24 protein-coding genes are annotated in these 24,903 nt (G+C 67.5%); 12 read left to right on the plus strand and 12 right to left on the minus strand.

What is annotated here, in order from left to right:
- The first annotated feature begins 56 nt into the window (after positions 1–56).
- Positions 57–422 (plus strand): hypothetical protein, encoded by a 366-nt coding sequence (locus ABIC70_RS15875; RefSeq protein WP_236952734.1) that lies wholly within the window; start codon positions 57–59, stop codon positions 420–422.
- 386 nt (positions 423–808) lie between these two features.
- On the opposite strand, the gene ABIC70_RS15880 is transcribed toward ABIC70_RS15875, so the two are convergent.
- The 4 genes from ABIC70_RS15880 to ABIC70_RS15895 all read right to left on the minus strand — a co-directional run bounded on the left by ABIC70_RS15880 (position 809) and on the right by ABIC70_RS15895 (position 3,262).
- A complete protein-coding gene (locus ABIC70_RS15880) occupies positions 809–1,054 on the minus strand; it encodes a hypothetical protein (protein ID WP_043356801.1) in 246 nt (81 codons plus the stop codon).
- Positions 1,055–1,195: 141 nt separating this feature from the next.
- Positions 1,196–1,783, minus strand: coding sequence for a phasin family protein (locus ABIC70_RS15885; protein WP_043356803.1), 588 nt, complete (start codon positions 1,781–1,783; stop codon positions 1,196–1,198).
- 553 nt (positions 1,784–2,336) lie between these two features.
- On the minus strand, positions 2,337–2,588 hold the full coding sequence (locus tag ABIC70_RS15890; RefSeq protein ID WP_354440074.1) for a hypothetical protein: 252 nt from the start codon (positions 2,586–2,588) through the stop codon (positions 2,337–2,339).
- A 182-nt stretch (positions 2,589–2,770) separates the two neighbouring features.
- Positions 2,771–3,262, minus strand: coding sequence for a response regulator (locus ABIC70_RS15895; protein ID WP_053609590.1), 492 nt, complete (start codon positions 3,260–3,262; stop codon positions 2,771–2,773).
- Between the two features lie 731 nt (positions 3,263–3,993).
- Here ABIC70_RS15895 and ABIC70_RS15900 point away from each other — a divergent pair.
- From ABIC70_RS15900 to ABIC70_RS15915, 4 genes are all read left to right on the plus strand, one after another.
- Positions 3,994–5,442: a DUF1254 domain-containing protein gene (locus ABIC70_RS15900; RefSeq protein ID WP_053611186.1), complete on the plus strand. Its 1,449-nt coding sequence runs from the start codon at positions 3,994–3,996 to the stop codon at positions 5,440–5,442.
- 516 nt (positions 5,443–5,958) lie between these two features.
- A complete protein-coding gene (locus tag ABIC70_RS15905) occupies positions 5,959–6,669 on the plus strand; it encodes a BLUF domain-containing protein (protein ID WP_354440077.1) in 711 nt (236 codons plus the stop codon).
- A 193-nt stretch (positions 6,670–6,862) separates the two neighbouring features.
- On the plus strand, positions 6,863–7,786 hold the full coding sequence (locus tag ABIC70_RS15910) for a cobalamin B12-binding domain-containing protein (RefSeq protein WP_083683593.1): 924 nt from the start codon (positions 6,863–6,865) through the stop codon (positions 7,784–7,786).
- Between the two features lie 446 nt (positions 7,787–8,232).
- Positions 8,233–8,622, plus strand: a complete 390-nt coding sequence (locus tag ABIC70_RS15915) for a TIGR02300 family protein (RefSeq protein WP_043356817.1) — start codon at positions 8,233–8,235, stop codon at positions 8,620–8,622.
- On the opposite strand, the gene ABIC70_RS15920 is transcribed toward ABIC70_RS15915, so the two are convergent.
- Positions 8,597–8,950: a hypothetical protein gene (locus ABIC70_RS15920; RefSeq protein WP_354440079.1), complete on the minus strand. Its 354-nt coding sequence runs from the start codon at positions 8,948–8,950 to the stop codon at positions 8,597–8,599. The genes ABIC70_RS15915 and ABIC70_RS15920 overlap by 26 nt on opposite strands.
- A gap of 335 nt (positions 8,951–9,285) precedes the next feature.
- Between ABIC70_RS15920 and ABIC70_RS15925 the strand changes: the two genes are divergently transcribed.
- Positions 9,286–9,501, plus strand: coding sequence for a hypothetical protein (locus ABIC70_RS15925; RefSeq protein ID WP_244538926.1), 216 nt, complete (start codon positions 9,286–9,288; stop codon positions 9,499–9,501).
- Positions 9,502–9,645: 144 nt separating this feature from the next.
- Here the strand turns inward: ABIC70_RS15925 and ABIC70_RS15930 are convergent, their stop codons facing one another.
- Positions 9,646–9,855 carry a cold-shock protein gene (locus ABIC70_RS15930; protein WP_043356824.1) on the minus strand — a complete coding sequence of 70 codons (210 nt, stop codon included), beginning with the start codon at positions 9,853–9,855 and terminating at the stop codon, positions 9,646–9,648.
- Positions 9,856–10,127: 272 nt separating this feature from the next.
- Between ABIC70_RS15930 and ABIC70_RS15935 the strand changes: the two genes are divergently transcribed.
- Positions 10,128–10,406 carry a hypothetical protein gene (locus ABIC70_RS15935; RefSeq protein ID WP_075380931.1) on the plus strand — a complete coding sequence of 93 codons (279 nt, stop codon included), beginning with the start codon at positions 10,128–10,130 and terminating at the stop codon, positions 10,404–10,406.
- A 101-nt stretch (positions 10,407–10,507) separates the two neighbouring features.
- Here ABIC70_RS15935 and ABIC70_RS15940 read toward each other — a convergent pair whose 3' ends face one another.
- The 4 genes from ABIC70_RS15940 to ABIC70_RS15955 all read right to left on the minus strand — a co-directional run bounded on the left by ABIC70_RS15940 (position 10,508) and on the right by ABIC70_RS15955 (position 15,015).
- Positions 10,508–11,569, minus strand: a complete 1,062-nt coding sequence (locus tag ABIC70_RS15940; protein ID WP_043356828.1) for a YihY/virulence factor BrkB family protein — start codon at positions 11,567–11,569, stop codon at positions 10,508–10,510.
- A gap of 292 nt (positions 11,570–11,861) precedes the next feature.
- Entirely contained in the window at positions 11,862–12,677 is an 816-nt protein-coding gene (locus tag ABIC70_RS15945; RefSeq protein WP_354440082.1) for a transglutaminase-like domain-containing protein, read from the minus strand.
- A 308-nt stretch (positions 12,678–12,985) separates the two neighbouring features.
- On the minus strand, positions 12,986–14,629 hold the full coding sequence (gene groL / locus ABIC70_RS15950) for a chaperonin GroEL (protein WP_354440084.1): 1,644 nt from the start codon (positions 14,627–14,629) through the stop codon (positions 12,986–12,988).
- A gap of 98 nt (positions 14,630–14,727) precedes the next feature.
- Positions 14,728–15,015: a co-chaperone GroES gene (locus tag ABIC70_RS15955; protein ID WP_043356833.1), complete on the minus strand. Its 288-nt coding sequence runs from the start codon at positions 15,013–15,015 to the stop codon at positions 14,728–14,730.
- Between the two features lie 348 nt (positions 15,016–15,363).
- Between ABIC70_RS15955 and rsgA the strand changes: the two genes are divergently transcribed.
- From rsgA to ABIC70_RS15980, 5 genes are all read left to right on the plus strand, one after another.
- Positions 15,364–16,398, plus strand: a complete 1,035-nt coding sequence (gene rsgA, locus ABIC70_RS15960) for a ribosome small subunit-dependent GTPase A (RefSeq protein WP_043356834.1) — start codon at positions 15,364–15,366, stop codon at positions 16,396–16,398.
- A gap of 248 nt (positions 16,399–16,646) precedes the next feature.
- The gene (locus tag ABIC70_RS15965) at positions 16,647–17,618 is read left to right on the plus strand and encodes an NAD(P)H-binding protein (protein WP_354440158.1); all 972 of its coding nucleotides are present in this window, start codon (positions 16,647–16,649) and stop codon (positions 17,616–17,618) included.
- Between the two features lie 380 nt (positions 17,619–17,998).
- Positions 17,999–18,556, plus strand: coding sequence for a hypothetical protein (locus ABIC70_RS15970; RefSeq protein WP_354440087.1), 558 nt, complete (start codon positions 17,999–18,001; stop codon positions 18,554–18,556).
- Entirely contained in the window at positions 18,553–18,825 is a 273-nt protein-coding gene (locus ABIC70_RS15975; RefSeq protein ID WP_179697375.1) for a type 2 periplasmic-binding domain-containing protein, read from the plus strand. The genes ABIC70_RS15970 and ABIC70_RS15975 overlap by 4 nt, the downstream gene beginning before the upstream one ends.
- Positions 18,826–18,863: 38 nt before the next feature.
- Positions 18,864–20,021 (plus strand): L-dopachrome tautomerase-related protein, encoded by a 1,158-nt coding sequence (locus ABIC70_RS15980; protein ID WP_354440089.1) that lies wholly within the window; start codon positions 18,864–18,866, stop codon positions 20,019–20,021.
- A 530-nt stretch (positions 20,022–20,551) separates the two neighbouring features.
- On the opposite strand, the gene ABIC70_RS15985 is transcribed toward ABIC70_RS15980, so the two are convergent.
- A complete protein-coding gene (locus tag ABIC70_RS15985; protein WP_354440091.1) occupies positions 20,552–23,668 on the minus strand; it encodes an efflux RND transporter permease subunit in 3,117 nt (1,038 codons plus the stop codon).
- Complete coding sequence (locus tag ABIC70_RS15990; protein WP_043759408.1) at positions 23,665–24,750, minus strand: efflux RND transporter periplasmic adaptor subunit; 1,086 nt, start codon at positions 24,748–24,750, stop codon at positions 23,665–23,667. Before ABIC70_RS15990 ends, ABIC70_RS15985 begins: the two co-directional genes overlap by 4 nt.
- Positions 24,751–24,903 lie beyond the last annotated feature (153 nt).

Consider the following 24,903-nt stretch of genomic DNA (forward strand, 5'->3'; position numbering starts at 1 on the left):
TTGCGGTGCCATGACTCTGTATTCACATTCAACTTGATCTTGATCTGGAGGGCGATATGGGCCGCGCGTGGTGTGTCGCCGGGGTGGCGGCAGCGATGGTCCTGGTCGGCGCCCGCGCTTGCGCAGAAGACGCTTTCGAGGGGCGATACCTGCAGAACCGGCCATGCCGCGGCGACAGGACCGATCCCCCGAGCCTGAGGGTGACGATCACACCGCAGCAGATCACGTACGCGGGCGGAACATGCGCGATAAAGACCAGGCGCGGCGAAGGGAGCAGGCTCATCTTCGGCGTCGCGTGCCGGTTTCGCAGCGGCATCACGATGGGATCGGACATCGTCTTTACGCGCCAGCGGGGCGGCGTCTGGCACATGACCCAGGGGGATGGGGATTTCGAGGCCGACATCTACAGGTGTCCGGACTGAATCCGAGCCGTGGCTGAAGGGAGCCGGACCTGCTGTCGCCGCCACGTCGATGCCCCGGCGGTGAGCGTTTCCGCGTCACGATCACCGGCGCCTTCCTTGTGTGCCGCGGCCCTCTGCAGGGTGACGGTCTCTCGCCTGCCTCAGTCGGGCCATGGGCTGCGTGTGCGTTTCACCTGGTCAGGCGCGCCGACTCGGGTAAGCCGTTTCCGGCCCTGCTCCGACAGGTCACCGAGTGTCTCAGTCGGGTGGTTTTGCGACAGCCTGCTTCTGGGCAAGGGTTTGGAAGACGCAGACGCGGCTGCGGCGGCGACACGCCCGGCTCCCACGTCTGTGCGCGCTGCGTGAGCCTCACGGATTGCCCGAAGGCGATTGCCGGCCAATCCCGATCAGGTCGCCGTGAGACGCTTCTCGTTCGCAGCCACGTGCTCACGATAGCGGGCGACAACCACGTCGACAGAACCTCCGGTCATCAAGGTGCCCGAGGCCTCGATGAAAGCGCTGATCTTCTCGCTGACCATTCGGTGCGCCTCAAGCTGACCGTCGGCACCGCCCAAGGCGAGTTTCACAAGCCGAAGTTCGACGACCCTTTGTGCCTCGAGAGCGAGCAGGGTCACGGCATAGGGGTTGTACATCGCGCACTCCGAGCCACGCCGCGCGAGAACCGACGCGACTGCGACAAACGAAAAGGGCGGCCGAAGCGACCGCCCTCGGGTTGATTGCCGGATCGAGGAGGATCGCTCGACCTTCGGTCCGGCGTCTCAGCGCACGCGCGTTCAGCCCTGCTGCGCGATGCCGGAGAAGGTCTTGCCGGCCTCCTCGATGGCGCGCGCCGAGGTCTCGGAGAGGGCTTTGCCGTCCTGAACCATGGATTGCAGCCCCTCACGGACGAGCTCGCTCTGGATTGCGGAGTACTCCTGCACCGATTTGGCGCGAGCCAGCTTGTTCAGGCCGTCGAGGTTGCGCTGCCACTGCTTCTGGCTCAGCGAAAGCCAGATCCGTGACGTGTCCTGGAAGGCCTGGGTGATCACGGTCCCGCAGCGAACGACTGCTTCCATGTTCTGCTTGGACTGCCGAGCCAAGCGCTCGCTGCCCTCGCCCGTGTAGCCGAGGGTGCGGCTGAAGCGATCCGCGGCTTGGCGCGCTTGGTGCGAGGCCGTCTCGACGCCTTTCTGCACGATGTGCTGGGTGTTCTCCGCGGCGCGCTCGTTGAGATCGACGAACTTGTTCACACCGTCGCGAGCGGCGTCGGCGAATTGTGTGGTCTGCTCGGCGGACTTGTCGGCGTTGGCCTTCAGGGTCTCGGCGGCCTTGTCGAACTGCCTGTTGTGCCTGTTCTGGTCAGTGTTTTGATTGGATGTCATTGTAAATTCCTGTCCTATAATCGATTGGCGATGTCTGCTCTGCGAAATTCAGATGCCAATCGGGATGCGGGGATAGTTATTTATCCCTCTTATTGCGCCTCATTTAAATCGTGCGCCGGATCATATAAACAATGTCTGAAATTAAGATTTGATCCAAATAATGATCGGCGATTTTATGGAACGGAGATACTTAAATGATAAGTCGCTGATTGCGCTGCACAATAAAAGTTTCGGCAGGATGCACTGCGGTCAGGGTGGGTCGCGTGAGACCGCGACGGCGTATTGGGCGCAGGCCATCCCGTGGTCGCCAACGGCTTGCGAGGCGCTCGCGAGCCCAGGGCTGCCGCGATGCGGTCGTCAGCGGCACGATCCTCGCGGTCGACGCCGCCGATCATGGTCAAGCTGTAGTCCGGCCCCGGTCGGGAGAACCGCCCGAGATCGCCCGTCAGCGGAGCCGCCGCGGGCTTCGGCGCGGGCGTCGAGCGGGCCTTCGGCGCCTGCCGTCCGACGTTCCGCGGGTCCGTCTCGCGAAGCTCGGCCGCCAGGACGTCGATTATTGCCGGAGCGATCGTGACCCGCCCCGGGTCCCGCCGGCCTCCTTGCCGACGCTCGGCACGCGCTCGCCGTCGCACGCGGTGATCGCGACGAGCTTGGCCATGCGGTCGAGCACGGGCGTCCGGTCGTCGGCGGTCCCGCCGGCGGCATCGAGCGCCCTCTCGATCGCAGCCGTGTTCCGCGCGCGGGTGGCCAGGTCGCCCCGGGTGGCCTCGCGCTCGGCCTGCTTCCGGAGCTCCGTGGTGATCAAGACGTTCGAAAGGTCGCGGACCGGCAGCGGGCTCTGTCCGCTTCGGAGACGCCAACGAAGGACGCCGGATCGGTGAGACGGGCGGGTTTGCGATCGTCTGCCTGCGAGCGACGACGCATCAAACCGAACATCGCCTCGGCCAAACTGACGGGCTTCAGACCTGGCCGTGATGGAAGCAGGGGTTACGTCTTGTCCGGCTCGGTCGAGGGGCCGGCAACGGTTCCCAGGCCGTTGCCCAGGTTCACTCCCCTGTGAGGCGGTACTCCGCTCGGCAATACGGGGGCGGTTGCGGGCGCCTCCTGCACCTGTGCGAGGCCGGCGTCCACCTCGTGGATGAGGTCTGCAAAGTCGTAGGGCTTGCTGAGCAGGCGTGTGCCCGGCGGCAGCGCCCGCTGAAGATCCGATCCGGCTCCCGAGGTGACAATGATGCCGACGGCGGGCCAACGGTGATGAACGAGGTGGGCAAGGGCAACACCATCACCCACGATGCCGCGCCCCGTCACCAGCATGCTCACCGGGGTCGGTCCTTCGAGCACCGCCAGCGCCTCGGCGGCTGTGCGGACCTCTATGGCCTGAAAGCCAACATCCTCCAGCATGTCGGCCGTGACCATACGGACAAGTTCATCGGCCTCGGCGATGAGGATGGCTAAAGGCCTGCTGTCAGACACAGACATGCTCCGCGTGATCAGGGCGGGAGCGCTCGCTGCTCTCAGGCACTGACGGCCGGGTCCGAAGCCAGTGATTCCCCCTTATGCGCCAATTGTCCGCCGGGCGCGATGACCTTGGTTGTGGCAGCGCGTCTCCCGAGGGCGCGCCCTGGTCCGGCCGCCTTCCGCCCAGAGCCGAACTTGCCGGACGGCCGACGAATGGCGTCTGTGGACGCCCCTGCTTTCGGGGCGTCCAACAGCGGGCCGAAGGGCCGACATGGGTCGGCAGCGGAAGGACCGCGCGGGGTGGGTTTCTGCCGGTCTGTTCCAGGGCGCAGAGACGTTGGAGCGGGCCTTGCCCTCCCGCCTGCTCACGATCCCAAGCAGCCGATCCCACCGGTGAAGATTGGGCATGCGGATGAAGACCAACTCCGCCGGTTCGCTATGGGGCGCCTTCAGCAGACCGCCGTTTGTGGCCGCTTCGAACTGGAGCGTTCCGCTAGGACAAGCCTTACTGGACTGTCAGACACTCAGTGCGCTTCCGGGTCGAACCAAGCCGCTGTCCCATTCGGTCAAGCTGCCGTGCTCAGCTTCGGTATGCTGCCGCGCGCCGCGATCCGATGTGGCTCTCGACGGTTTCTCTGTTCTGACGGTCGGCAAAGCCGCTCCGGCGAGAGGGCGCTGCATTCGGCGCGTCTAGGGGATCGAGATTTTTCCTGAAGCCGCCTGCCTGAGCGGGCAATTCCGAGGAGACGGTCATGGATGTCACCAGACGGATCTTCGCCGCCGGCGCCGCTACGATCCCGTTCGTCGGCTCGGGCCTGCCTCTCGCCCGGGCTCAGAGCACGGCCCAGGACGCGCCACTCATCGGCAACAACGCGGTGGCCGATCCGATCGAGCTGGCGACGGACGCCTACATCTACGGCTACCCGCTCGTCACCATGGAGATGACCCGGCGCGTGCTCACCAATGTGGCAGCGCCTGAGGGCAAGAACGCTCCGATGGGCCAATTCGCCAATCTGCGCGAATATCCAGACGCGAAGTTCCGGGCCGTCACCGCACCAAACGCGGATACTCTGTACTCCAGCGCCTTCATCGATGTCGGGACAGAGCCCCACCTTCTCAGCATCCCGGAGGAGGACGGCCGATACTATCTCATGCCGATGCTGAGCGCCTGGACGAACGTGTTCGCCGTGCCGGGCAAGCGCACGACGGGAACCGGGCCACAAACCTACTTCATCGCCGGACCCGGCTGGAGCGGCAGCGTGCCGTCCGGCGCCAAGCTGATCCAGGCGCCGACTAACCTGATCTGGATCCTTGGCCGGACCTACTGCACGGGGGCTCCCGAGGATTATAGGGCCGTGCACGCGCTGCAGGACCAGTACCGGCTCATCCCGGCGAGCGCGGCCGGCAAGCCGTACACACCGCCTCCGGGGCGCGTCGATCCGAGCGTCGACACGAAGACGGCGGTGCGCGAGCAGGTCAACCGCATGGATGCGACGACCTACTTCAACATGCTGGCCACCCTCATGAAGGACAACTCGCCGGCGCTCGCCGATGGGGTTCCGGTCGCCAAGATGGCCTCACTCGGCATCGTGCCGGGCCAGCCCTTCGATCCCGCACGCCTGCCGCCTGCCACCCGCGAGGCAATCGCGCAGGCGCCGAAGGAGGCCATTCCTCGCATCATGGGACACATGAAGGCGGCGGGACAGCACGTAAACGGCTGGACCTTCACGACCAACGGCGGCGATTACGGCAAGGATTACCTGCAACGCGCTCTGGTGACGGCGGTCGGGCTCGGCTGCAACTTGCCGCAGGACGCAGTCTACCCGGTGGCCACGGTTGATGCCGCGGGCCGTCGGCTGACCGGCGCCTCGACCTACGTGATGCGTTTCCCGGCCGGCGAGCTGCCGCCCGTCAACGGCTTCTGGTCGCTGACGATGTATGACGCGGACTACTTTTTCGTCGACAACCCGATCAACCGCTATTCATTGAGCCCGCGCGACAGCCTCAAGGCCAACCCGGACGGCTCGGTTGATCTCCTCATCCAGCATGAGAGCCCTGGCGCGCAGCGGGAGGCGAACTGGCTACCTGCCCCGGCCGGGCCTTTCATCCTGATGCTCCGCACCTACTGGCCGAAGGACGTCCTCCTGAACGGCTCCTGGGCGCCGCCGCCGGTCACCCGCAGCTCCAGCGCCACGCTCTAGGCCGCACGGCCGGATCCCTGCCCGAGAGGCAGCGCTCCATAAGATCCAATCCGCGAACGTCCGCCTGCGACGGTGACGCAGTCCGTTGCGACCGCCCCGCCGAAGGCCGGCTCCTCACCCCGAGCCGAAGTCGCTTTACCGCAGGCAAACGTCTCCTTTGAGGACGAGACGAACGCGGTCCTGACGACCGAGATGGGTCGAAACCTGCAGGGCCGCTCAGGGCGAGAGCGGTCCGACCGCTTTCGGACCGCCAGGCAGGGAAGCCGACGTCGGTTCCGCGCCTGCACACGACCCATGGCAGACCCATGGCAGGCCCGTGACAGGCCCGCTTCGTCGTCACCGCATCGGCCTGATCGCGGGTGAGCACGCTGATGGCCGGTCGATCCGCAGCACCTTCGGTGTCCGCGTGATGGCCGGGGCGACCAAGCTCAATGCCAAATCCGGTTCGTTGCGCTATCCTGCCGCTGACGCGCCGGGGGGAACGCCCTGCTTGGCATAGACGGAATGAGCCCGCTCATGTTCGATGAATACGGCATTCCACGCGGCGCTGAGTTGAACGAAGTCCCGCTGCCCGCGCTGTATCATTTCGTCTATTGCAGCCGTGCCGCGGACGGCGTCGACGACGCCGAGGTCGGCCGCATCGTCAAGGCGGCCCAACTCCACAATCTCGCGCATGGCATCACCGGGGTCCTGGTGTTCGGCAGCGGCGTCTTCTTCCAGTGGATCGAGGGGCCGGCTGCCCAGATACACAAGCTGATCGCGCGCCTGCATGGCGATTCGCGCCACTACGATGTCGTTTCGCTGAGCCAGAGCGAGGAAGAGCGAGAGCGTCTCTATCCGGACTGGGAGATGGAGAAGGTCGAAGCCGAGGACATCCGCATGGTCCTGACGGACGCGCTTGAAAGCGCCGAAGACAAGAGCAACATCTCGGCCCTCAAGCGGATTCTCAAGCAACTCGATTCGGGACCGCTCGATTCGCTGGGACGAAGCTGGTCGGGCCAGCCCGTAACATCCAGTCCGGCGCCCGATCGGCGTTGTGGGCCAGGACTTCGATGGCCCCCATTCGACCTCGACCGAGCGTCGCAGAGCATCCCGTTCTCCAGGATCGACCGCGTCGCCGTGGCGAACCTCCATTCCAGTCCCTGCGGCTGCGCGGTTGGGCCCGCGAGCCAGTCCGACCACGCAAAGACCCTTCACGGGCAAGGGGGCGCGCGATCGCCTGTCTAAGCCCGAGCCCGAGCCCGAGCCTGACCGTTGTCTCGCCCGCGCGCAAAACTTTGTCTTTCGGCCAAGCCGGGCCGCGATGTCTTATCCCAGGAAATTTGACTTAGCCTTTACATCCGCGCTGACAACAGTTCTCATGCTGCGCAGCGATCGATAGGCCAGCAAGGCCGCCGACGCTGTGGCGCCGGGGGGGACGATGCAGAATTTCGGTTCGTCCGACCATCTGGGGGGCGACGGTCTCCCGCACGATACCGAACGTGCGACCGAGGCTCGTCGGCTCTATGCGCGCAAGCGTGCCGCCGAGGCCGCACGCGAGCGCTGCCTGGCCCTGGGGCAGGTCGTCCAGACCGAGATCATCCCGCAACTGGTTCTGCGCCATCGCGGTTTGGGGACCGAGGGAGCCATACCCGCCTTCAAACCAGACGCGGGACAGATCGCGGCCTTCACCGATCTCACGCTCGCGACGGACGATGGGGCCGTCATCGAGGCTTTCTCGGCCCTGGTGGCGGCCGGCCACCCTGTCGATCGCCTGTTCCTCGATCTTCTGGCCCCCTCCGCGGCTCTCTTGGGCCGGATGTGGGACGAGGATCTGTGCGACTTCGTCGAGGTCACCACGGGGGTGGCCCGGCTCCAACGGCTCGTCGCGCGTTTCCGAGCCGCGCCGGGGGCCGCCTCGCGCGATGATCGGCGTCGTCTGCTCCTGATGGGCGCTCCAGGTGAACAGCACACGTTCGGCGTGCGGATCGTCGAGCAATTCCTGCGTCGGGCAGGCTGGGCCGTGTCGATCGGCCTCTCCTCCAGTCCAGAGGAGATCGCCGCTCTGGTGGCGTCCGAATGGTTCGGCGTCGTCGGTCTGACGCTCAGCAGCGAGACGCGCGTCGACCAGCTCGCCACGGCGATCCGCTCCGTGCGCGATGCGTCGTGCAACCGAGCCATCTGCGTGATGGTCGGAGGACCGATGTTTCTGCAGCAGCCGGACCTCGTCCAACGGGTCGGAGCGGACGCATCCGCGGTGGACGCGGCGACGGCGGTGCTACTCGCGCAACGACTGCTCGATCTTGCGGCCGACGAGGCCGGGACGTCAGGAGCAGACGCGGTTGCGACCGAGTGCGGGGCCTGACACCGGCGCAGGAGAAGCAAGGCTTCATCAGCCTTCCTGCGGCTCTGAGAGGTCAGCCTGCCCCCCGGCATCCGGCCGATCGAGCCTCGGAATCGCTCTGAGGGGACGGGCGCGAGGCGGCCGACTGGGGCGGCCCGAAGACGGTCCCTGTGCCGTCTGGCGAAGGGCCAGGGGCCGCTGACTACCCCGGGGCGACGTTGCCGGGCGGCCTGGGAATGGCGGCGTCCGAGAGCCGACGTTCAAGCGGTCGGTCGGTCGGGCGCGTGTCTGCCCCCTCGCGGGGTCAGCCAGGCCGTCACCGGCAGCGGGACGTCTGCGGGCGGGCAAGCCGCTGCCCGGATCCGATCCAGACTCGCGTTGGGCAGGGTGATCCGCCGCCATCTATGATAGACGAGCCGGAGAGTGCGCTGCCCGTCCAGCGTGGAACGTCCTTTTGGAGAGTCGCAGTGGCACGTCCGGACCTTGGTACGAAGCGCATTTGCCCGGTGACGGGCAAGAAGTTCTACGACCTCAACAAGACCCCCGTGATCTCGCCCTACTCTGGCGAGGTCGTCCCCACCTCCGTGTCGCCGTCCTCCGCCCGAGCGGCCGCACCCGTGGTGGCGCGCAAGGAGACGCCGGTCGACGATGAGGAGGAGACGGACGGGCCGGAACTCGTGTCACTGGATGAGGCCGAGGCCGAGGAAGCCGACAAGGACACCGATACCGAGAGCGATGACACGCTCGATATCGAGGACGACGGCGACACGGTCGAGGATGACACCCTCGTGGTCGACGAGGACGACGAGGACACCAGCGACCTGATCGAGGTCAACGACGACGAGGACGATCAGTAGCCGCGCTCAAGCGGATCGCCCGATCCGCCGAACGCTGATCCCTCGCAGGGTCTCGGCGGCCGATCGGTCGGGCCGTCGGGCGGCCCATGAGCAGGGCCGATCGCACCGCCATGCGACGGGACGGCTCGTCGCTGTCAGGATCGACCACCGTCGCGGACGCGAAGGCGTGCGCCGCGACGGCCGCAGCCAGATCGAGACTATGGTCCGGCCCGATCGGATGATTCTGCGTCGTCGGTTCCGCGAGGTAGACGTCGATGGCGGCACCGACGTCCTCGATGGCGATGCGCTCGGCGGTTACGAGATCCCAGAGCGTGGCATCGTCCGACATCGGCGACGTCCCATACCGCGCGCGACAGGCCGCAACGACGTGACAGCGAGGACACCCTGATCATCAAGGAGCCCCAAGGGCAAGGCGGTCGCCGGGGGGGCACCCCACGGAACACCGCGGCTCTCGCACAAGGCCGATCCTGCGGCTCCTGCACGGTCTGCTGTCGAGCCCTGGAGATCAAGGCCCTCGACAAGCCCGCGGGGATCCTGTGCCGCCACAACACCGGCACGGCGTGCGGGATCTACCCCGAGCGCCCGGAGGCCTGCGCCCGCTGGGATTGCCTGTGGCGCAAGATCGGAGCCCTGCCGGATGACCTGAGGCCGGATCGGTCGGGCGTGCTGTTCTCGTTGGAGAGCCGGCCACCCGTCGCAGAGGCTCCCGACGCGGCCTGCATCGTCGGTCGCGCGGTGGACGGGGCGCAAGCCTTCGACCGAGGAGCGGTGGCGGAGGCCTTCGCCATGTTCGTCCGCGAGGGGTCGCTGCCGGTGTGGAAGGCCTCCGACCGGGAGGCCACCCTGGTGAGCCGGGGCGGGGCGGTCCCGGCGCGGTGACATCTGTGGCGAGCGATCCCGCCCAGGTCGTCGCTTCAGCACCGCAAGCCGATACCCGACTCGGCCCGCGATGCTGATGTTAGGCGGATCTGGTCAGCCGATGCCGAACGGCGCGCGCCGGCTGTGATCCCCACGAAGGACGGCTCAGGCGCCCTTCAGGTTGGCGGCGCTCTCCTTGCCACTGCGCCGGTCGGCTTCGACGTCGTAGGAGATCTTCTGCCCCTCGATCAGGTTGCGCATCCCGGCGCGCTCGACCGCCGAGATGTGGACGAACACGTCCTTGCCGCCGTCGTCGGGCTGGATGAAGCCATAGCCCTTGGTCTCGTTGAACCACTTCACTGTGCCGGTAGCCATAGCGTTAACCCTGGTCGTCGGCGCGCCAACGCGGCACGCCGTGAGCTTCGAACCGGCCGGATCAGCCGACCGTTCCATGCGCGGCATCGATCAGACGGCGTTGAACCGACGACCGCACGAACCGTGACGGCGTTTTCCGGGTTCGCTCCGGCCGCCCATCATCTGGGCTATCATTGCGGCTCAGGGAGGCGCAGGATGCCGATCGACGGATCGCGTGCCTCGAGCGCCAGCAGCTTGGGGCTGGTGTTCACAACGAGAGCGGGCAGGCGCGAATGGCAGACGTCGTAAGCTTCCCGGCCAGGCGCCATTCGTCCTGTGCGCTCTCGCCGTACCGGGCCTACCGGTTCGCGCCGGATGGGAGCGTCAGGTCGACCATCCCGATCGAGGCCGCCAGCGACGCGGACGCGACGGAACGTGCCCTCTGCCTGAGCGACGGAGACCGCGTCGAACTCTGGTCGCGGGCCCGCTTCATAGCCCATGTGGGACCCCTAGACGGTCCGATCGCGACCTCGATCGCGCTGATTGAGGACGAGCCGTCGCCGGAACCGTGAGCGCGGCTTTTCGCGCGTGACGCTCAGCCGGGCGTGAGATCCCGACGCCTGCGACAGGCCCGAGATTCAGGCCGGTCCTCTTGACCGTGCCGGCACCCCATTCAGCCCTCGGTCGGTCCGATGGTGTCGGCCGCATGGGCCTCGCGCGAGCCGAGCGGCTTCGGTTGCCCCCGCGTGCTGTCGCGCGCCGTCTGGCGTTCGATCTCGGCGTTCAACTTGGCCCCCAGAAGCACGATCACGACCGAGAACCAGATCCACGTCATGAACCCGACGCCTGCGCCGAGCGAACCGTAGATCCTGTTGTAGCTGTCGAAGCTGGCCACGTACCAGGAGAACGAGACCGAGGCACAAACCCAGGTGATGGCCGCGGCGACGCCGCCCCAACTCACCCACCGCCACTTGGCCTCGCGCCGGCTGGGTCCGTACCGATACGTCACGGCCAAGCCGAGGCTGACGAGGATCAGCAGCCCCGGCCAGCGCACGAGGCGCAGCGTGACGTCGGTCAGCACACCCAGGCCGAGCTGGTCGAGCGCGAGCGGCAGGATGACGACCAATCCGGTGGCCGTCAGGGCGAACACGATGCCGCTCAACGTGAACAGGAAGGTGGTGGCATAGAAGCGCACCAGCGAACGCTTCTCCCGCTCCCTGTAGATCACATTGAGCGCATCGAAGAGGGCGCTCACGCCCGAGTTCGCACTCCAGAAGGCGATCAACACGCTCACCAGCGAGGCCGTGCTGAGTGCGCCGGCGCTCTGCTGGGCGACGCGTATGAGCTGGTCGGACAGGAGGGCGAGGACGCCGCTCGGCAGCACGCCCGAGAGGAGGCTCAGGTGCTCGCTGATGACGTGCGGGTCGGAGAACAGGCTGTAGACCGACACGATGGTCGCCAAAGCCGGGAAGGTCGACAGAAGGGTGAAGAAGGCGACGCCCCCGGCCGTGGTGAAGATGCGGTCGCGCGGGAAGGAGTACAGGATCCTCCAGAGGACGTCCTTCCACCCCAGGGCCGGGATCTGGGCCGGATCATCCGCGGTTCGCCCGCGACCGGGTTCGCGCGCGCGGCTCCGGGCGCGGCTGAGGCTTCCCGTGTCAGGCCGGCGCGTGCTGACGGAGCGCCAATCCTCGCCCTCGTCCTCGCCCTCGTCGTGGTTCTGGTCCGGGCTCACGAGGGATCCTGCGCAGCGCCTTGACCCGGGCGCACTCTACGTCGTTCCGGCCGGCCGCCAATCGCGTCGGCCGTTGCGCCGCATTGAAGCAGACCTTCGGCGTCAGGCCCATCATCGCCATGCGTCGAGGCCCGCCCGAGGTCCGGCAACGGACACGGAGCGCGCCGGCCGGGAAGCCGGGTCGCCCGCCCGTTCCTGCCTTGTCAGATCGACGGCGGCGCGACGTCGCAGCGCCACCATCCTGCGGTCGATCGGCCGAATCGGCTGTGCTCGGCTTCGATACGGCGCCGGTTCAGGCCGGGCCGGGCGCTTCTTCCGTCGTCACGCGAAACCCGGTGAGATCGTTGGGCCCGAAGGTGAGCGTCAACGGCACGTCCGCGGCGTCGCGCCCATAGGCGATCAGGATCCGGCCGATCCGGGAGCTGTTGTTGCGAGGGTCGAAGGTATGCCAACGGCCACCGAGATACACTTCCATCCAGGCGGCGAAATCACCGGGCGCATGCGGCAGCGGCAGGCCGATGTCGCTGACATAGCCGTTGCAGTAGCGCGTCGGGATGTTGAGGCAGCGGCAGAACGCGATCGCCAAATGCGCATAGTCGCGGCAGACGCCCCGCTGCTCCTCGAAGACATCGAAGGCCGTGCGGGTTGCACGCGCGTGCTCATACCCGAAGGCGATCCGATCATGCACATAGTCGCAGATCGCCTGCACCCGTCCCCAGCCGGGCGGGACATGTCCGAACAGATCCCACGCGATGGCGGAGAGGCGATCCGTCTCGCAGTACCGGCTGCCGAGGAGAAACAGCACGCTGTCCGAAGGCAGCTTCTCGACCGGGATCTCCGGAGCGTCGAGTTCCTGCAGATCCCCGCTGCCGTGGTCCCGCACGACCGTGTCGGTCATGAGCATGAAGCGCCCCGCCGGAGCGACCATACGGGTGCACCAATTCCCGAAGCTGTCGCGATAGCCCTCCAGGGGAACGGCCGGGCTCGTGATCAGGTAATCGGGCCGTTCGAGGTCAGGGAAGCGCGATGCGTGGACGTTGAGCGTCGCGATGACGGGCGTGGGCTGCGGAAACTCGTAAGTCATCTCGCAGCCGACAAGAATGCGCATGTGCTCTCTCCTCGATGGCAACCGCGAGATCGGCGCGGGTCATGCCGACAGGACGAATTTCGCAGGGCCCTCGTCGGCGCGATCGCCCTGCGAGCCAACGCATCCGTCACGAGGATGAGGCGCCCGGAGCGAACGGCACAAGCTTGCCGGTTTCAGCCCGGCGGAGGCGGCAGCGGTCGATAGCGACAGAAGGTCGGTCCAGCCGGTCGATCCAGCCGGTCGATCCACCCCCTCGTGTTGCGCCGAAGCGCCCTCCGGCGATCCGCCTGTCGGCGTGCCGGAGGGCGCTTCGGATCTGTTTCGGCCGGTTAGAAATCCATGCCGCCCATGCCGCCCATGCCGCCGCCGGCGGGCATGGCCGGAGCCTCCTTGCGCGGCGCCTCGGAGATCATCGCCTCGGTGGTCACCAGCAGGCCGGCGACCGAGGCCGCGCCCTGAATGGCCGCGCGCACCACCTTGGCCGGGTCGACGATGCCGGCCTTGAGCATGTCGACATACTCTTCGGTCTGGGCGTTGAAGCCGTAGGTCTCCGAGCTGTTGGCCAGGATCTTACCGACCACGATCGAGCCCTCGACGCCCGAGTTCTGGGCGATCTGACGGATCGGGGCCTCAAGGGCCTTGAGGACGATCTTGATGCCGGCCTGGACGTCGGGGTTGTCGTTCGCGAGCCCCTGGACGGCGGCCTTGGCGCGCAGGAGCGCGGTGCCGCCGCCGGGGACGATGCCTTCCTCGACCGCCGCGCGGGTGGCGTGCAGCGCGTCGTCGACGCGGTCCTTCTTCTCCTTGACCTCGACCTCGGTCGAACCGCCGACGCGGATCACCGCGACGCCGCCCGCGAGCTTGGCCAGACGCTCTTGGAGCTTCTCGCGGTCGTAGTCCGAGGTGGTCTCCTCGATCTGCGCCTTGATCTGGTTGATCCGGCCCTCGATGTCGGCCTTCTCGCCGGCGCCGTCGATGATCGTGGTGGTCTCCTTCTCGATCCGCACGCGCTTGGCGCGGCCGAGCATCGGGAGCGTCACGTTCTCGAGCTTGATGCCGAGGTCCTCGGCGATCATCTGGCCCTTGGTCAGGATCGCGATGTCCTCGAGCATCGCCTTGCGGCGGTCACCGAAGCCCGGCGCCTTCACGGCCGCGACCTTCAGGCCGCCGCGGAGCTTGTTCACCACCAGGGTGGCCAGCGCCTCGCCCTCGATGTCCTCGGCGATGATCAGGAGCGGCTTGCCGGTCTGGACCACGGCCTCGAGCACCGGCAGCATGGCCTGGAGCGAGGAGAGCTTCTTCTCGTGGATGAGGATGTAGGGGTCTTCCAGCTCGGCGACCATCTTCTCCGCATTCGTGATGAAGTACGGGGACAGGTAGCCGCGGTCGAACTGCATGCCTTCGACGACGTCGAGTTCGGTCTCGGCGGTCTTGGCCTCCTCGACGGTGATGACGCCCTCGTTGCCCACCTTCTGCATGGCGTGGGCGATCATCTCGCCGATCTCCTTGTCGCCGTTGGCGGAGATCGTGCCGACCTGGGCGATCTCCTCGGACGAGGCGACCTTGCGGGAGCGCGCGCCGATATCCTTCACGACCGCGGCCACGGCCAGATCGATGCCGCGCTTCAGGTCCATCGGGTTCATGCCGGCGGCGACGTACTTCACGCCCTCCCGGACGATGGAGGCCGCGAGAACGGTCGCGGTCGTCGTGCCGTCACCGGCGGTGTCGCTCGACTTGGAGGCCACTTCGCGCACCATCTGGGCGCCCATGTTCTCGAACTTGTCGACGAGCTCGATCTCCTTGGCGACGGTGACGCCGTCCTTGGTGATGCGCGGGGCGCCGAAGCTCTTCTCGATCACGACGTTGCGGCCCTTCGGGCCCAGCGTCACCTTCACCGCACTGGCGAGCAATTCGACACCGCGCAGCATCTTCTCGCGGGCATCGACCGAAAAGCGAACGTCTTTGGCGGACATGGTGGAGCACTCGTCATCTGTCGTTTGGCCCTGAGGCGCGCCACAGCGGGCGCCTCGAAGGGCAGATCGTCGTGAGGCTCTGAGCGGCCTGATCCGCGCTAGGCGACGATGCCCAGGATGTCGGATTCCTTCATGATCAGGAGGTCCTGACCGTCGATCTTGACCTCGGTGCCGGACCACTTGCCGAACAGGACGCGGTCGCCGGCCTTCACCTCGAGCGGGTTGATCTTGCCCGCCTCGTCGCGCACGCCCGGTCCAGCGGCGACGACCTCGCCCTCCTGCGGCTTCTCCTTGACCGTATCGGGAATGATGATGCCGCCCTTGGTCTTCTCCTCGCCTTCGATGCGACGGAGGACCACGCGGTCGTGCAGCGGACGGAATTTCATCGTGGTATCCTGATCGTTCCCAAGCGAGATCCAACCGACATGATTGGCGCTGTCGCGGGAAAGGCTACGGCGAGACTGTCATCGCCGCCCGATCGACGCATTGTTAGCACTCACCGAGTGGAAGTGCTAATCTTATGAATGGGCCGGGGACCGGCTCATCCGGGCATTGGCGCGCGCCTTCGCGGCCGCTCCCGATTGACCCGCGCGGCGACACGACCGTCCGCCTCCCGTGGGTATGGCCAAGGGAGACGGCGCAGGCAGACGGCGCAGGGCGACGGTCCTTGCACTCGGCCGGGCATCGACGTGCGCCTGGCGGTGGAGGGCTGGCCAGGCGCAGGATGCCATGTCATGGGCAGGGCGGTGATCGATCATCCGCCTTCCTTCCAGCCCCTGTCGCTTGCAAGCTTGGGCTGGTCCGACTTCTTCGAAGTCCAGCGTGAACCCCACGAGGCCGATCTCGCCCCGATGCGGATCGCGACGCTTCACCGGTCTCGCTTGACCGCCCTGTCGGAGGCCGGATCCGTCGAACTGACGCTCGCGATCCACGCCAGCACGAGCGACTTCACCGTGGGCGATTGGGTTCTCGTCGATCCGCGAACCCAGACCGTGCATCGCCGTCTCAGCCGCAGGACGGTCATGGAGCGCCGCACCGAAGGCAGCCGGACCCTTCAGGCCGCTGCGGCCAATGTCGACACGCTGTTCATCGTCACCTCCTGCAACGCCGATTTCAATCCGGCGCGACTGGAGCGCTATCTGGCTCTGGCCAATCAAGGCGGCACAATTCCGGTGATCCTCCTCACCAAGGCCGACACGACAGCCGATCTGGGAACCTACCAGCGCCAAGCGTCCGAGTTGCAGCGCGGGCTCGACGTCGTAACCCTCAACCCCCGTCTCTCCGCGGCCGCAGACGCCCTCGCTCCGTGGTGTGGGCTGGGGCAGACGGTGGCGCTGGTCGGCTCCTCCGGCGTCGGCAAATCGACGCTGGTGAACACGCTGGTCGGTCCCGGTCAGGCCCAGGCCCAGCTGACCGGCGGCATTCGCGAGCACGATGCCAAGGGACGCCATACGACCACGTCGCGTTCGCTGCATGCCATCGCCGACGGCGGCTGGGTCATCGACACGCCGGGGATGCGCACGCTGCACGTCAGCGGCGCCGCGGAAGGGATCGAAACGCTGTTCGCCGAGATCATCGAACGAGCGCCCCTGTGCCGATACCGCGACTGCACCCACACAAGCGAACCCGGGTGCGCCGTGCAGGCTGCCGTCGCGGACGGCAGCCTCGCACCTGAGCGGCTGATCCGTTGGCGCAAGCTGTTCGACGAGAACCGGACCAATACACCGACACCGGCTGGTCCACGCAGCCACCGACGTCCTCGCAGGTAGGCTGCGGCCCTGACTGTCCCGCTGCCGCGAGAGCGGGCGCCGGCGGCGCGCTCCGTGCTATGACGCCGGCATGACGCGCTGACCCTTCGCCCACACCCGTGGCAATCCAGGCTGCGAAGGCGGCCTCCTGTTCGGGTGGATCGATACGGTCTCGTCACAACGACCGGACATGCCGGAACCCTGAGTGGCTGGATAAGGTGAGCGTGACCGGAGACCAATCGGACGCGTTGCGCCCGCGACGCGTCGCCGTGCTCGGTGGCACCGGGACGATCGGGCGCGCGACGGTGCGCGCGCTGGTGTCACGGGGCCATGACGTGGTCTGCTTCGTCAGGCGTCGCGCCGACATCGACGACCCGTCAGGGCCGCCCGCGTGCTCCCGACTGCCTCCGGGCGCGACCGCAAGGGTGGTGGATGTGACCGATCCATCGTCTCTCGCCGAGGCGGGTTTCCGCGGCGAGCCGTTCGACGTCCTGGTCTCGTGTCTCGCCTCGCGCACGGGCTTGCCCGACGACGCCTGGGCGATCGATTATCGCGCGCATGTGAGTGCTTTGCACGCCGGGAAGGCGGCCGGCGTGACCCACGTCATCCTTCTCTCGGCAATCTGCGTCCAGAAGCCGGTCCTGGCGTTCCAGCACGCCAAGCGCGCGTTCGAGGGCGTTCTGGCCGCGTCGGGCCTCGATTACACGATCGTACGACCAACGGCCTTCTTCAAATCACTGTCGGGGCAAATCGATCGTTTGAAACGCGGGAAGTCGTTCCTGATTTTCGGCGACGGCACGCTGACGGCCTGCAAACCGATCAGCGACGACGACTTGGGCACCTACATTGCCGAGTGCCTCGACGACCCGGACCGGCGCAATCGCGTGCTGCCGATCGGCGGCCCGGGCGAAGCCGTGACCCCGAAGGCGCAGGGCGAGCAGCTCTTCGCCTTGCTCGGGCGCGAAGCGCGATTCACGCATGTGCCCGTGGCCCTTCTGGACGTCATCATAGTCACTCTGGCCATGCTCGGACGGCTGGTTCCGACCATGGCAGCCAAGGCCGAACTCGCGCGCATCGGGCGCTACTACGCGACGGAATCCATGCTCGTTCTGGATCCGGTGACGGGGCAATATGATGCGCGCGCCACACCGTCGACCGGCTCTGAAACTCTCTTCGACTATTATGCGCGCTTGATCCGAGGCGAGGCCGTTGCCGAGCGCGGCGACCACGCCGTGTTCTGACGGCGCGCCGTCTGGACGCCCGCAAGCGGGTCGCACGGCCGCCCAAGCGGGGCGGAAGCCGACGCGCCGACCGGCGTCAGCTTCTCCGCTTCACCCACGTCGAGGCAGCCTGACCATCGTCGACCGGAACCGGCGGGCGCTGGTGATCGCCTGAGAGCCTTGGTCGGGTGGATTGCGGTCGGCCTGCTCCCGAGCCGGGGGTGGAGCGAACAGGCACGACCGGCGCGTCCTCGCGCGCCTGACCACAGGTCTCCCGGGGCTGCTGCTGCAACGGGGCGTGGGCGGTCGCGGACCACGTTGCCGACCGGTCTTGGGGCGGATCTGCCAGCCATCGCCTGCCGGGGTGACCGGGCGAATGTGTCTCAGATCGACAGCCCGGCTTGGAGAACGATGTTGGGTCCAGGACCGAACCGACGTGTGAGACGAGGATGTCGTTCATGAGGGTTGCACTCTTCGCCGTCGCGGCCTGCCTGGCCTCCACCCTCGGCGCCGCCGAGGATGCGGGACAGACGGTCGCCAGCGAGGGCGACTGGGTGCTCAGGAAGCCCGGTCACCCGTCGAGCGGGGACGCTGACTGCATCCTGGCGCCGAAGACCCGATCGCGCATCCAGATCGTCGGCGACCGGCTCGAGGTGACGGGTCTGCCGAAGAATTCCATCTTCAACTATCAGTATCGGATCGACGACGGGCCGGTGTCGAACGCAATGTTTCCCACGGCGCAGATGCAGGAAATCGGGGTGATTTCGCTGAATGGCGATGTGCTCAAGAGCATCCTGAACGGCCGACGATTCAGCATCCGCCTGCTCGACAGATGGCACGAGGCCATCACGGAGGAGATCAGCCTCGCCGGCCTGCGCAGCCTGCGCGACCAGCGCGCGGACGCCTGCAAGTCGTCAGGGGCCGAGGGACAGCCGAGCCGAGCGCCCGGCTCCGGGTGAACGCCTCGGTCCCGTTCGGCACCCAGGTCATCCTGCCGGTCCGGCCGCGATCTCTCGCGGCACATCCGCGGATGCGCGTCGATCTCGCCAAGCACAAGGGCCTGTCCGGCGACGTGGTGCGCCTGATGGCGCTCGGCGGCGCCGGCCTCGCACGGTTCGGCCGGTCCTACGTCTCCGCGGATCTCGCCGCAGGGCGGCTCGCGCCGGTGCTGGAGCCGTTCAGTCCCGCCATTGCCGACCGGTGCCGACGTCTTACCTGCTGCGCCTAACGACAGACCTCGACGCGGCGTCGGGGGGAGAGGACATCATGAAGAGTCTCACCGCCACCCTGGCGGCGGCATTGTCCATCGCGCTTGCGAACGACGCGGCGCGCGCGGCCGAGCCCTCCACCGCGCCGGCGCCTGCCATCGAGCAGGTCGCACAATTCGACGGCGCCATGCCGACGGGCATCACTGTCGCGCCCAACGGGCGGATGTTCGTGAATTTCCCGCAATGGGCCGACAACCCGCCCTTCACCGTGGGGGAGGTGGTGAACGGGACGACGGTGCCCTATCCCGATCTCGCGACGAACCAGCCCGATCCGGCCGCCCCGGCCGCGCATTTCATCTCCGTGCAGAGCGTCGTCGCCGACGGCGCGAACCGGCTCTGGGTGCTGGATACGGCCGCGCCCGGCTTCCGCCCGCCGCAGCCGGGCGGTGCCAAGCTGGTGGCGATCGACCTCGCCACGAACACGATCGTCCGCACCATCGTCCTGCCCGACAGCGTCGTTTTGCCGACGACCTATCTCAACGACGTCCGCTTCGACCTGCGCCAGGGCGAGGCCGGCGTCGCCTACATCACCGACAGTTCCAACGCGGGCATCGGCGGGATCATCGTGGTGGACCTCGCCACCGGAAAGGCATTCCGCCGCCTCTCCGGCCATGCGAGCACCGCGCCGGAGCCCGACTTCACCCCCGTCGTCGATGGCGAGCCGCTGATGAACCGCCCCGCCAACGGGCCGGCGAAGCCGGTCCGCGTCGCCAGCGATGCCATCGCGCTCTCGGCGGACGGGTCGCTGCTCTATTACGGCCCGCTCTCCGGCCGGACGCTCTATGCCGTGCCGACCGCCGCCTTGCGCGATCCCCGGGTGAGCGAGGCTGATCTCGCCGGCCAGATCCGCGACATGGGCGCCAAGGGCGCCTCGGACGGGATCGCCGAAGACGATCGCGGCCGGGTCTTCGCCGGCGATTACGAGCACAACGCCATCCGCGTGCTCGACCAGGGCAAGTGGTCCACCGTGGTCACCGATCCGGCCATCAGCTGGCCCGATACGCTGTCGATCGGGCGCGACGGTTACCTGTACTTCACCGCCAACCAGTTGCACCGGCAAGCGGGCTTCCACGAAGGCCGCGACCTTCGCCGGAAGCCCTACGCGGTGCTGCGCATCCGGATCGACAGCGGGCCCGTCCTCCTGACCCGCCCCTGAGACCGCGTCGCTGCTGAGGCCTGCGCCGGATCGCGTGGACGTTCTCCGGCGACAGATCCGACGCCCGGCTGCCGTGATGATGGACCTCGCCGCGCCTCGCCGCGCCGGGGAGCCTTCTCGAGGGGCGAGATCGGCGAACCGAAAGGCTGCCCGGCATGACCCGTGCCAGAGCCTCCCCACGACCTTGGGCGCGGGGGCGCTGCCGCCAAGCTCCAGGGCTGGAAGCTGCGGCGGCGGGGACGGTTCCGGGATCCGCCCGTTCGGCTCCATGGATCCGCGTTGCGGCGGTGGATGATCGGCGCGCGAGAAAGCACTCTTGATCGCGTCATGCTGGCGTCGGATCAGCAGGATCCCGTCCGCCTTTTGCAGGGTCCCGATGCACACGAGCGGCGGTCCACAGGGGCGACGGCGTGCGGGTACGATCAATGATCCCGGCGGGCCCGTGGGGGGGCAGATACGGGCCCGCCGGGCAATCACACGCGAATTTGGAAGCGCGTGCGATCTTCTGGACGTCTCTGGAGACGGCGTCCTTACGTTGAGCGGGGCGTTACGGCCGCTCCGTCGACTGTCACCACGGCCGGCCCTGCGACGGCCTTTTCCGGCCGCTGCACCCGGAACCACAGGGCGTACAGGGCGGGCAGGAACAGGAGCGTCAGGACCGTACCGACACCGACGCCGCCGATGAGAACGTAGGCTAGCGCACCCCAGAACACCGAGTGGGTCAACGGGATGAAGGCCAGCATCGCAGCCGCCGCCGTCAGGATGACGGGCCGCGCCCGGCGCACGGTCGATTCCACGATGGCCTCATAATCCCCGAGGCCCGCCGCTTGGTCGTGGTGGATCTGGTCCACCAAGATCAGCGTGTTCCGCATGAGGATGCCCGACAGCGCGATCAGCCCGAGGATCGCGTTGAAGCCGAAGGGTTGGTGGAAGACCAACAGGGTCGGCGCGGCGCCGACGAGGCCCAGCGGTGCGGTGGCAAAGACCATGAACATGGTGGCGAACGAGCGCACCTGGATCATGATCACCGTCAGCGTCACGATGAGCATGATGGGGAACACCGCCACCAGCGACAGCATCGCCTTCTCGCTCTCCTCCACGGAGCCTGCCGTGTCGATGCGGTAGCCCGGCGGCAGCTTGGCTTTGATCGGCGCCAGCAGCGGAACGACCTGGGCGTGGATGTCGGGCGGCTGCTTGCCGTCGAGCACGTCGCCCTGCACGCGGATGTAGGTCTCACGGTTGTAGCGCTTCAGGACCGCATCCTCGGTGCGGCTCTCCAAGCGCGCCACCTGCGAGACCGGCACCTGGCGCCCGTCCTTCGTCGCCAGCGTCAGGTCGCCGATCTCCCCCAGCGAGCGCCGCTCGGGGCCGGGGCTGCGCAGGAGGACGTCGACGGAACGCAGGTTCTCCCGGACCTGGGTGGCGGGCGTGCCGTTGAGGTAGCTCTGCAGCTGCTGGCCGGCCTCCTTGGGCGTCAAGCCGATCAAGCGCAGGCGCTCTTGGTCGAGGGCAAGGTGGAGGCTCGGGGTCTTGTCGCCCCAGTCGAGATGGACCATGCGCATGTTGGGGTTCGTGGCCATCGCTTGGGCGACCTCACCGGCGATGCCGCGAATGATGTCGAGGTCGGGTCCCACGACGCGGAAGGCGACGGGGAAGCGGACCGGTGGTCCGAACACGATCTGGAGGACCCGCACACGGGCTTCAGGAAAGCGGCCGTCCTCGACGAGCTTGCGCACCTTGCCCCGGAGGGCGTCGCGGGCATGGGAATCGGCGGTCTGCACCACGATCTGCGCGAAGGCGGGATCGGGCAGTTCCGGGTCGAAAGAGAGCACGAAGCGCGGCATGCCCTGGCCGATATAGCTCGTGATCTCACGCGCCTCGGGCAACTCGCGAACCGCCGCCTCAATCCGCTTGACGCTGGCCTCGGTGGTGGCGAAGGCCGAGCCCGCCGGCAGGGTGACCTCGACGATGAGTTCGGGGCGCTCCGAATTCGGGAAGAATTGCTGCTCGACCTTGCCCATGGCCACGACGGCGAGTGCGAACAACCCCACCGTGATGCCGGCGGCGATCCACTTATGGTCGACGGACAGGCGCACGACGCGGCGCAGGCGTTCGTAGTTCTTCGTGGCGTAGATGGCGTCGTGCCCGCCCTCGACCTTCTCGATGTTGGGCAAGAGCTTGACGCCGAGATAGGGCGTGAAGGTCACGGCCACGATCCATGAGACGATCAGCGAGAAGGCCACCACCCAGAAGATGTTTCCGGCGTACTCGCCCGCCGTCGACGCGGCGAAGCCCACGGGCAGGAAGCCCGCGATGGTGACCAGCGTGCCGGTGAGCATCGGCGCGGCCGTGGCGCTCCAGGCGTAGGTCGCGGCCTCGATCCGGTCGGCGCCTTCCTCCATGCGCACCACCATCATCTCGATGGCGATGATGGCGTCGTCGACGAGGAGGCCCAGCGAGATGATGAGGGCGCCGAGGGTGATGCGGTCGAAGTCACGGCCCGTGACCATCATCACCACGAACACCGCCGAGAGCGTCAGCGGCACGGCCAGCGCCACCACGATGCCGACCCGGAAGCCCAGAGCCACCAGCGACACAAGGATGACCACACCGAGCGCGGTGAAGAACTTCACCATGAACTCGTTGATGGCGTCGTCGATGACCTTCGCCTGGTCGGTGATTTTCGTGAAGGTGATGCCGACCGGCGTCTCGTGGTGGATCGCCACTTCCTCGGCGTTCAGCGCCGCGCCGAGCTTGAGGCCGTTGTAGCCGGGCTTCATCACGAGGCCGAGCATCAGGGCCGGCGCGCCGTCGTTACGGATCTCGAAGGTCTTCGGGTCCTCGTAGCCGCGCTTCACCGCGGCGATGTCGCCGAGCTTGAGGCTGCGGTCGCCGACGGCCACCGGGAGGTTGCGGATCGCGTCGAGCCCGTCGATGGCGCCGTCCAGGCGCAGGTACACCCGCGGGCCGTCGGCCTCGACGAAGCCAGCCGGCGTCACGTCGTTCTGGTTGGCGAGCGCCGCCAGCAGTTGCTGGCCGTTGATGCCGAGCGTGGCGAGACGCTGGTAGGAGATCTCGACGAAGATCTTCTGCGCCTGCTCGCCGAGGATGTTGATCTTCTCGACGCCCGGCACCCGCAGCAGGCGCTGCCGCAGGTCCTCGGCGCGAAGCACCAGTTGACGGTGCGGCAAACCCCTGGCCTGGAGCGCATAGAGAGAGAAGTAGACGTCCGAGAACTCGTCGTTGAACAGCGGCCCGAGCACGCCGCGCGGCAGGCTGGAAGCCTGGTCGGAGAGCTTCTTGCGCGTCTGGTAGAACTCCGACTGAAGTTTCGCCGGAGGCATGTTGTCCTTGAAGAAGACCTTCATCAGCAACAGGCCGGGCCGGGTCGTCGTCTCGACACGGTCGTAGTAAGCGAGTTCCTGCAGCCGCTTCTCGAGCGGGTCGGCGACCTGCCGCTGCATCTCGGCGGTCGTCGCCCCAGGCCATGCGGCCGAGACGGCCATTGTCTTCACCGCGAAACTCGGGTCCTCGCCACGCCCGAGCTTTTGGAAGGCGAAGAAGCCGGCACCCGTCAGGGCAATCAGCAGGAACAGGGTGACGGCCCGCTCGCGGACGGCCACGGCCGAGAGGTTGAAGCGGCTCATCGGGCCACCCCGGTCATGCTGACCGGCGCTTGCCGCACCTTCTGGTCGGCTTTGAGGAGATGGGCGCCGAGGGCTACGATCCGGTCGCCGGGGTTCAGGCCGGCCACGATCTCGACCCGCTCCTCGCCCATTCGGGCGACCTGCACCATCTGCGGCCGCACGGTCTCGGTCGCGACGTCGTAGCGCCAGACCGCGGTGCCGCGGCCCTGGTCGAACAGCGCCGCGAGGGGAACCTCCACGCTCGCTGTGCGGACCGCCGCATGGGCCTTGAGCTGCAGGGTGACGGTGGCGCCGAGCGGCGCCGCCTCGCCGTCCCCCGAAAGGATGTAGCGCGCCCGGTAGGTGCGCGTGGCCGGGTCGGCGGTGGCGGACAATTCGCGCAGTCGGGCCGGATAGGTCGCCGCGTCCTCGGAATAGAGCGTGGCGGAAGCCTCGCCCTGAGCGGCGCGCCGGCTGCCCTCGGGTATGAACACTTCCGCCTCGCGCGCCCCGTCGCGAGCGAGCTTGACCACGGTCTGGCCGGCGGCGACCACCTCCCCAGGATAGGAGGGCACTTCCATGACGACGCCGTCGGCATCGGCCTTGAGCTCAGCATACCCCGCTTGGTTCTCGATCTGGCTGGCTTGGGCTTCGGCATTGGCGAACTGGGCGATGGCCGCGTCGGCCGCGCCCTTGTTCTGGTCGTAGGTCTGCTTGGAGGTCCAGCCGTCCGAGACGAGCTTACGGCTGCGCTCCTCGTCGGCCTTGGCCTTGATCATCTGGGCGCGGGCGGCATCGACGGAAGCGCGCGCCGCGTTGAGCGCGAGGGTGAAGTCGGTTCGGTCGAGGCGCATCAGCGGCTGGCCGAGGCGCACGCGGTCACCAGGATCGACGAGGCGCTCGAAGATCTTGCCTCCCACCCGGAAGCCGAGGTTGCTCTCGGTGCGCGCCCGGATCACGCCCGTATAACGGGAGACCGCGCCGGGGCTCGGGACGACTTCGGCGATCTGCACCAGGGGCGGCTCGGGGCTGACCGCTGTCTCGGCGGGCGAGCAGGCCGCCAGGGCCAATCCGGTCAGTCCGACCATCCATCGCGCGTCCATTGGCGATTCCCCGTAACCTTTTGAGGGGTTTTGATATGACGGTCGTCATCTATTCCGGCTCGGTTCCATCGTCAATGGCCCGTGCTGCCGCCCATTCCGGGGGACACGATCACGGGAGGCCGGGGCCACGCGATGGGCTCCATGGCGACCGGC

The organism is Methylobacterium sp. 1973, assembly GCF_040545035.1.
Classification (GTDB): Bacteria; Pseudomonadota; Alphaproteobacteria; order Rhizobiales; family Beijerinckiaceae; genus Methylobacterium; species Methylobacterium fujisawaense.

What these genes read in the sequence shown, in the direction of transcription:
- ABIC70_RS15895 (WP_053609590.1), bottom strand. Translation starts at nt 3,262, where the DNA reads ATGTCTGTGTCTGACAGCAGGCCTTTAGCCATCCTCATCGCCGAGGCC.
- ABIC70_RS15900 (WP_053611186.1), top strand. Translation starts at nt 3,994, where the DNA reads ATGGATGTCACCAGACGGATCTTCGCCGCCGGCGCCGCTACGATCCCG.
- ABIC70_RS15905 (WP_354440077.1), top strand. Translation starts at nt 5,959, where the DNA reads ATGTTCGATGAATACGGCATTCCACGCGGCGCTGAGTTGAACGAAGTC.
- ABIC70_RS15910 (WP_083683593.1), top strand. Translation starts at nt 6,863, where the DNA reads ATGCAGAATTTCGGTTCGTCCGACCATCTGGGGGGCGACGGTCTCCCG.
- ABIC70_RS15880 (WP_043356801.1), bottom strand. Translation starts at nt 1,054, where the DNA reads ATGTACAACCCCTATGCCGTGACCCTGCTCGCTCTCGAGGCACAAAGG.
- ABIC70_RS15885 (WP_043356803.1), bottom strand. Translation starts at nt 1,783, where the DNA reads ATGACATCCAATCAAAACACTGACCAGAACAGGCACAACAGGCAGTTC.
- ABIC70_RS15985 (WP_354440091.1), bottom strand. Translation starts at nt 23,668, where the DNA reads ATGAGCCGCTTCAACCTCTCGGCCGTGGCCGTCCGCGAGCGGGCCGTC.
- ABIC70_RS15930 (WP_043356824.1), bottom strand. Translation starts at nt 9,855, where the DNA reads ATGGCTACCGGCACAGTGAAGTGGTTCAACGAGACCAAGGGCTATGGC.
- ABIC70_RS15955 (WP_043356833.1), bottom strand. Translation starts at nt 15,015, where the DNA reads ATGAAATTCCGTCCGCTGCACGACCGCGTGGTCCTCCGTCGCATCGAA.
- groL (WP_354440084.1), bottom strand. Translation starts at nt 14,629, where the DNA reads ATGTCCGCCAAAGACGTTCGCTTTTCGGTCGATGCCCGCGAGAAGATG.
- ABIC70_RS15945 (WP_354440082.1), bottom strand. Translation starts at nt 12,677, where the DNA reads ATGCGCATTCTTGTCGGCTGCGAGATGACTTACGAGTTTCCGCAGCCC.
- ABIC70_RS15875 (WP_236952734.1), top strand. Translation starts at nt 57, where the DNA reads ATGGGCCGCGCGTGGTGTGTCGCCGGGGTGGCGGCAGCGATGGTCCTG.
- ABIC70_RS15920 (WP_354440079.1), bottom strand. Translation starts at nt 8,950, where the DNA reads ATGTCGGACGATGCCACGCTCTGGGATCTCGTAACCGCCGAGCGCATC.
- ABIC70_RS15935 (WP_075380931.1), top strand. Translation starts at nt 10,128, where the DNA reads ATGGCAGACGTCGTAAGCTTCCCGGCCAGGCGCCATTCGTCCTGTGCG.
- rsgA (WP_043356834.1), top strand. Translation starts at nt 15,364, where the DNA reads ATGGGCAGGGCGGTGATCGATCATCCGCCTTCCTTCCAGCCCCTGTCG.
- ABIC70_RS15990 (WP_043759408.1), bottom strand. Translation starts at nt 24,750, where the DNA reads ATGGACGCGCGATGGATGGTCGGACTGACCGGATTGGCCCTGGCGGCC.
- ABIC70_RS15980 (WP_354440089.1), top strand. Translation starts at nt 18,864, where the DNA reads ATGAAGAGTCTCACCGCCACCCTGGCGGCGGCATTGTCCATCGCGCTT.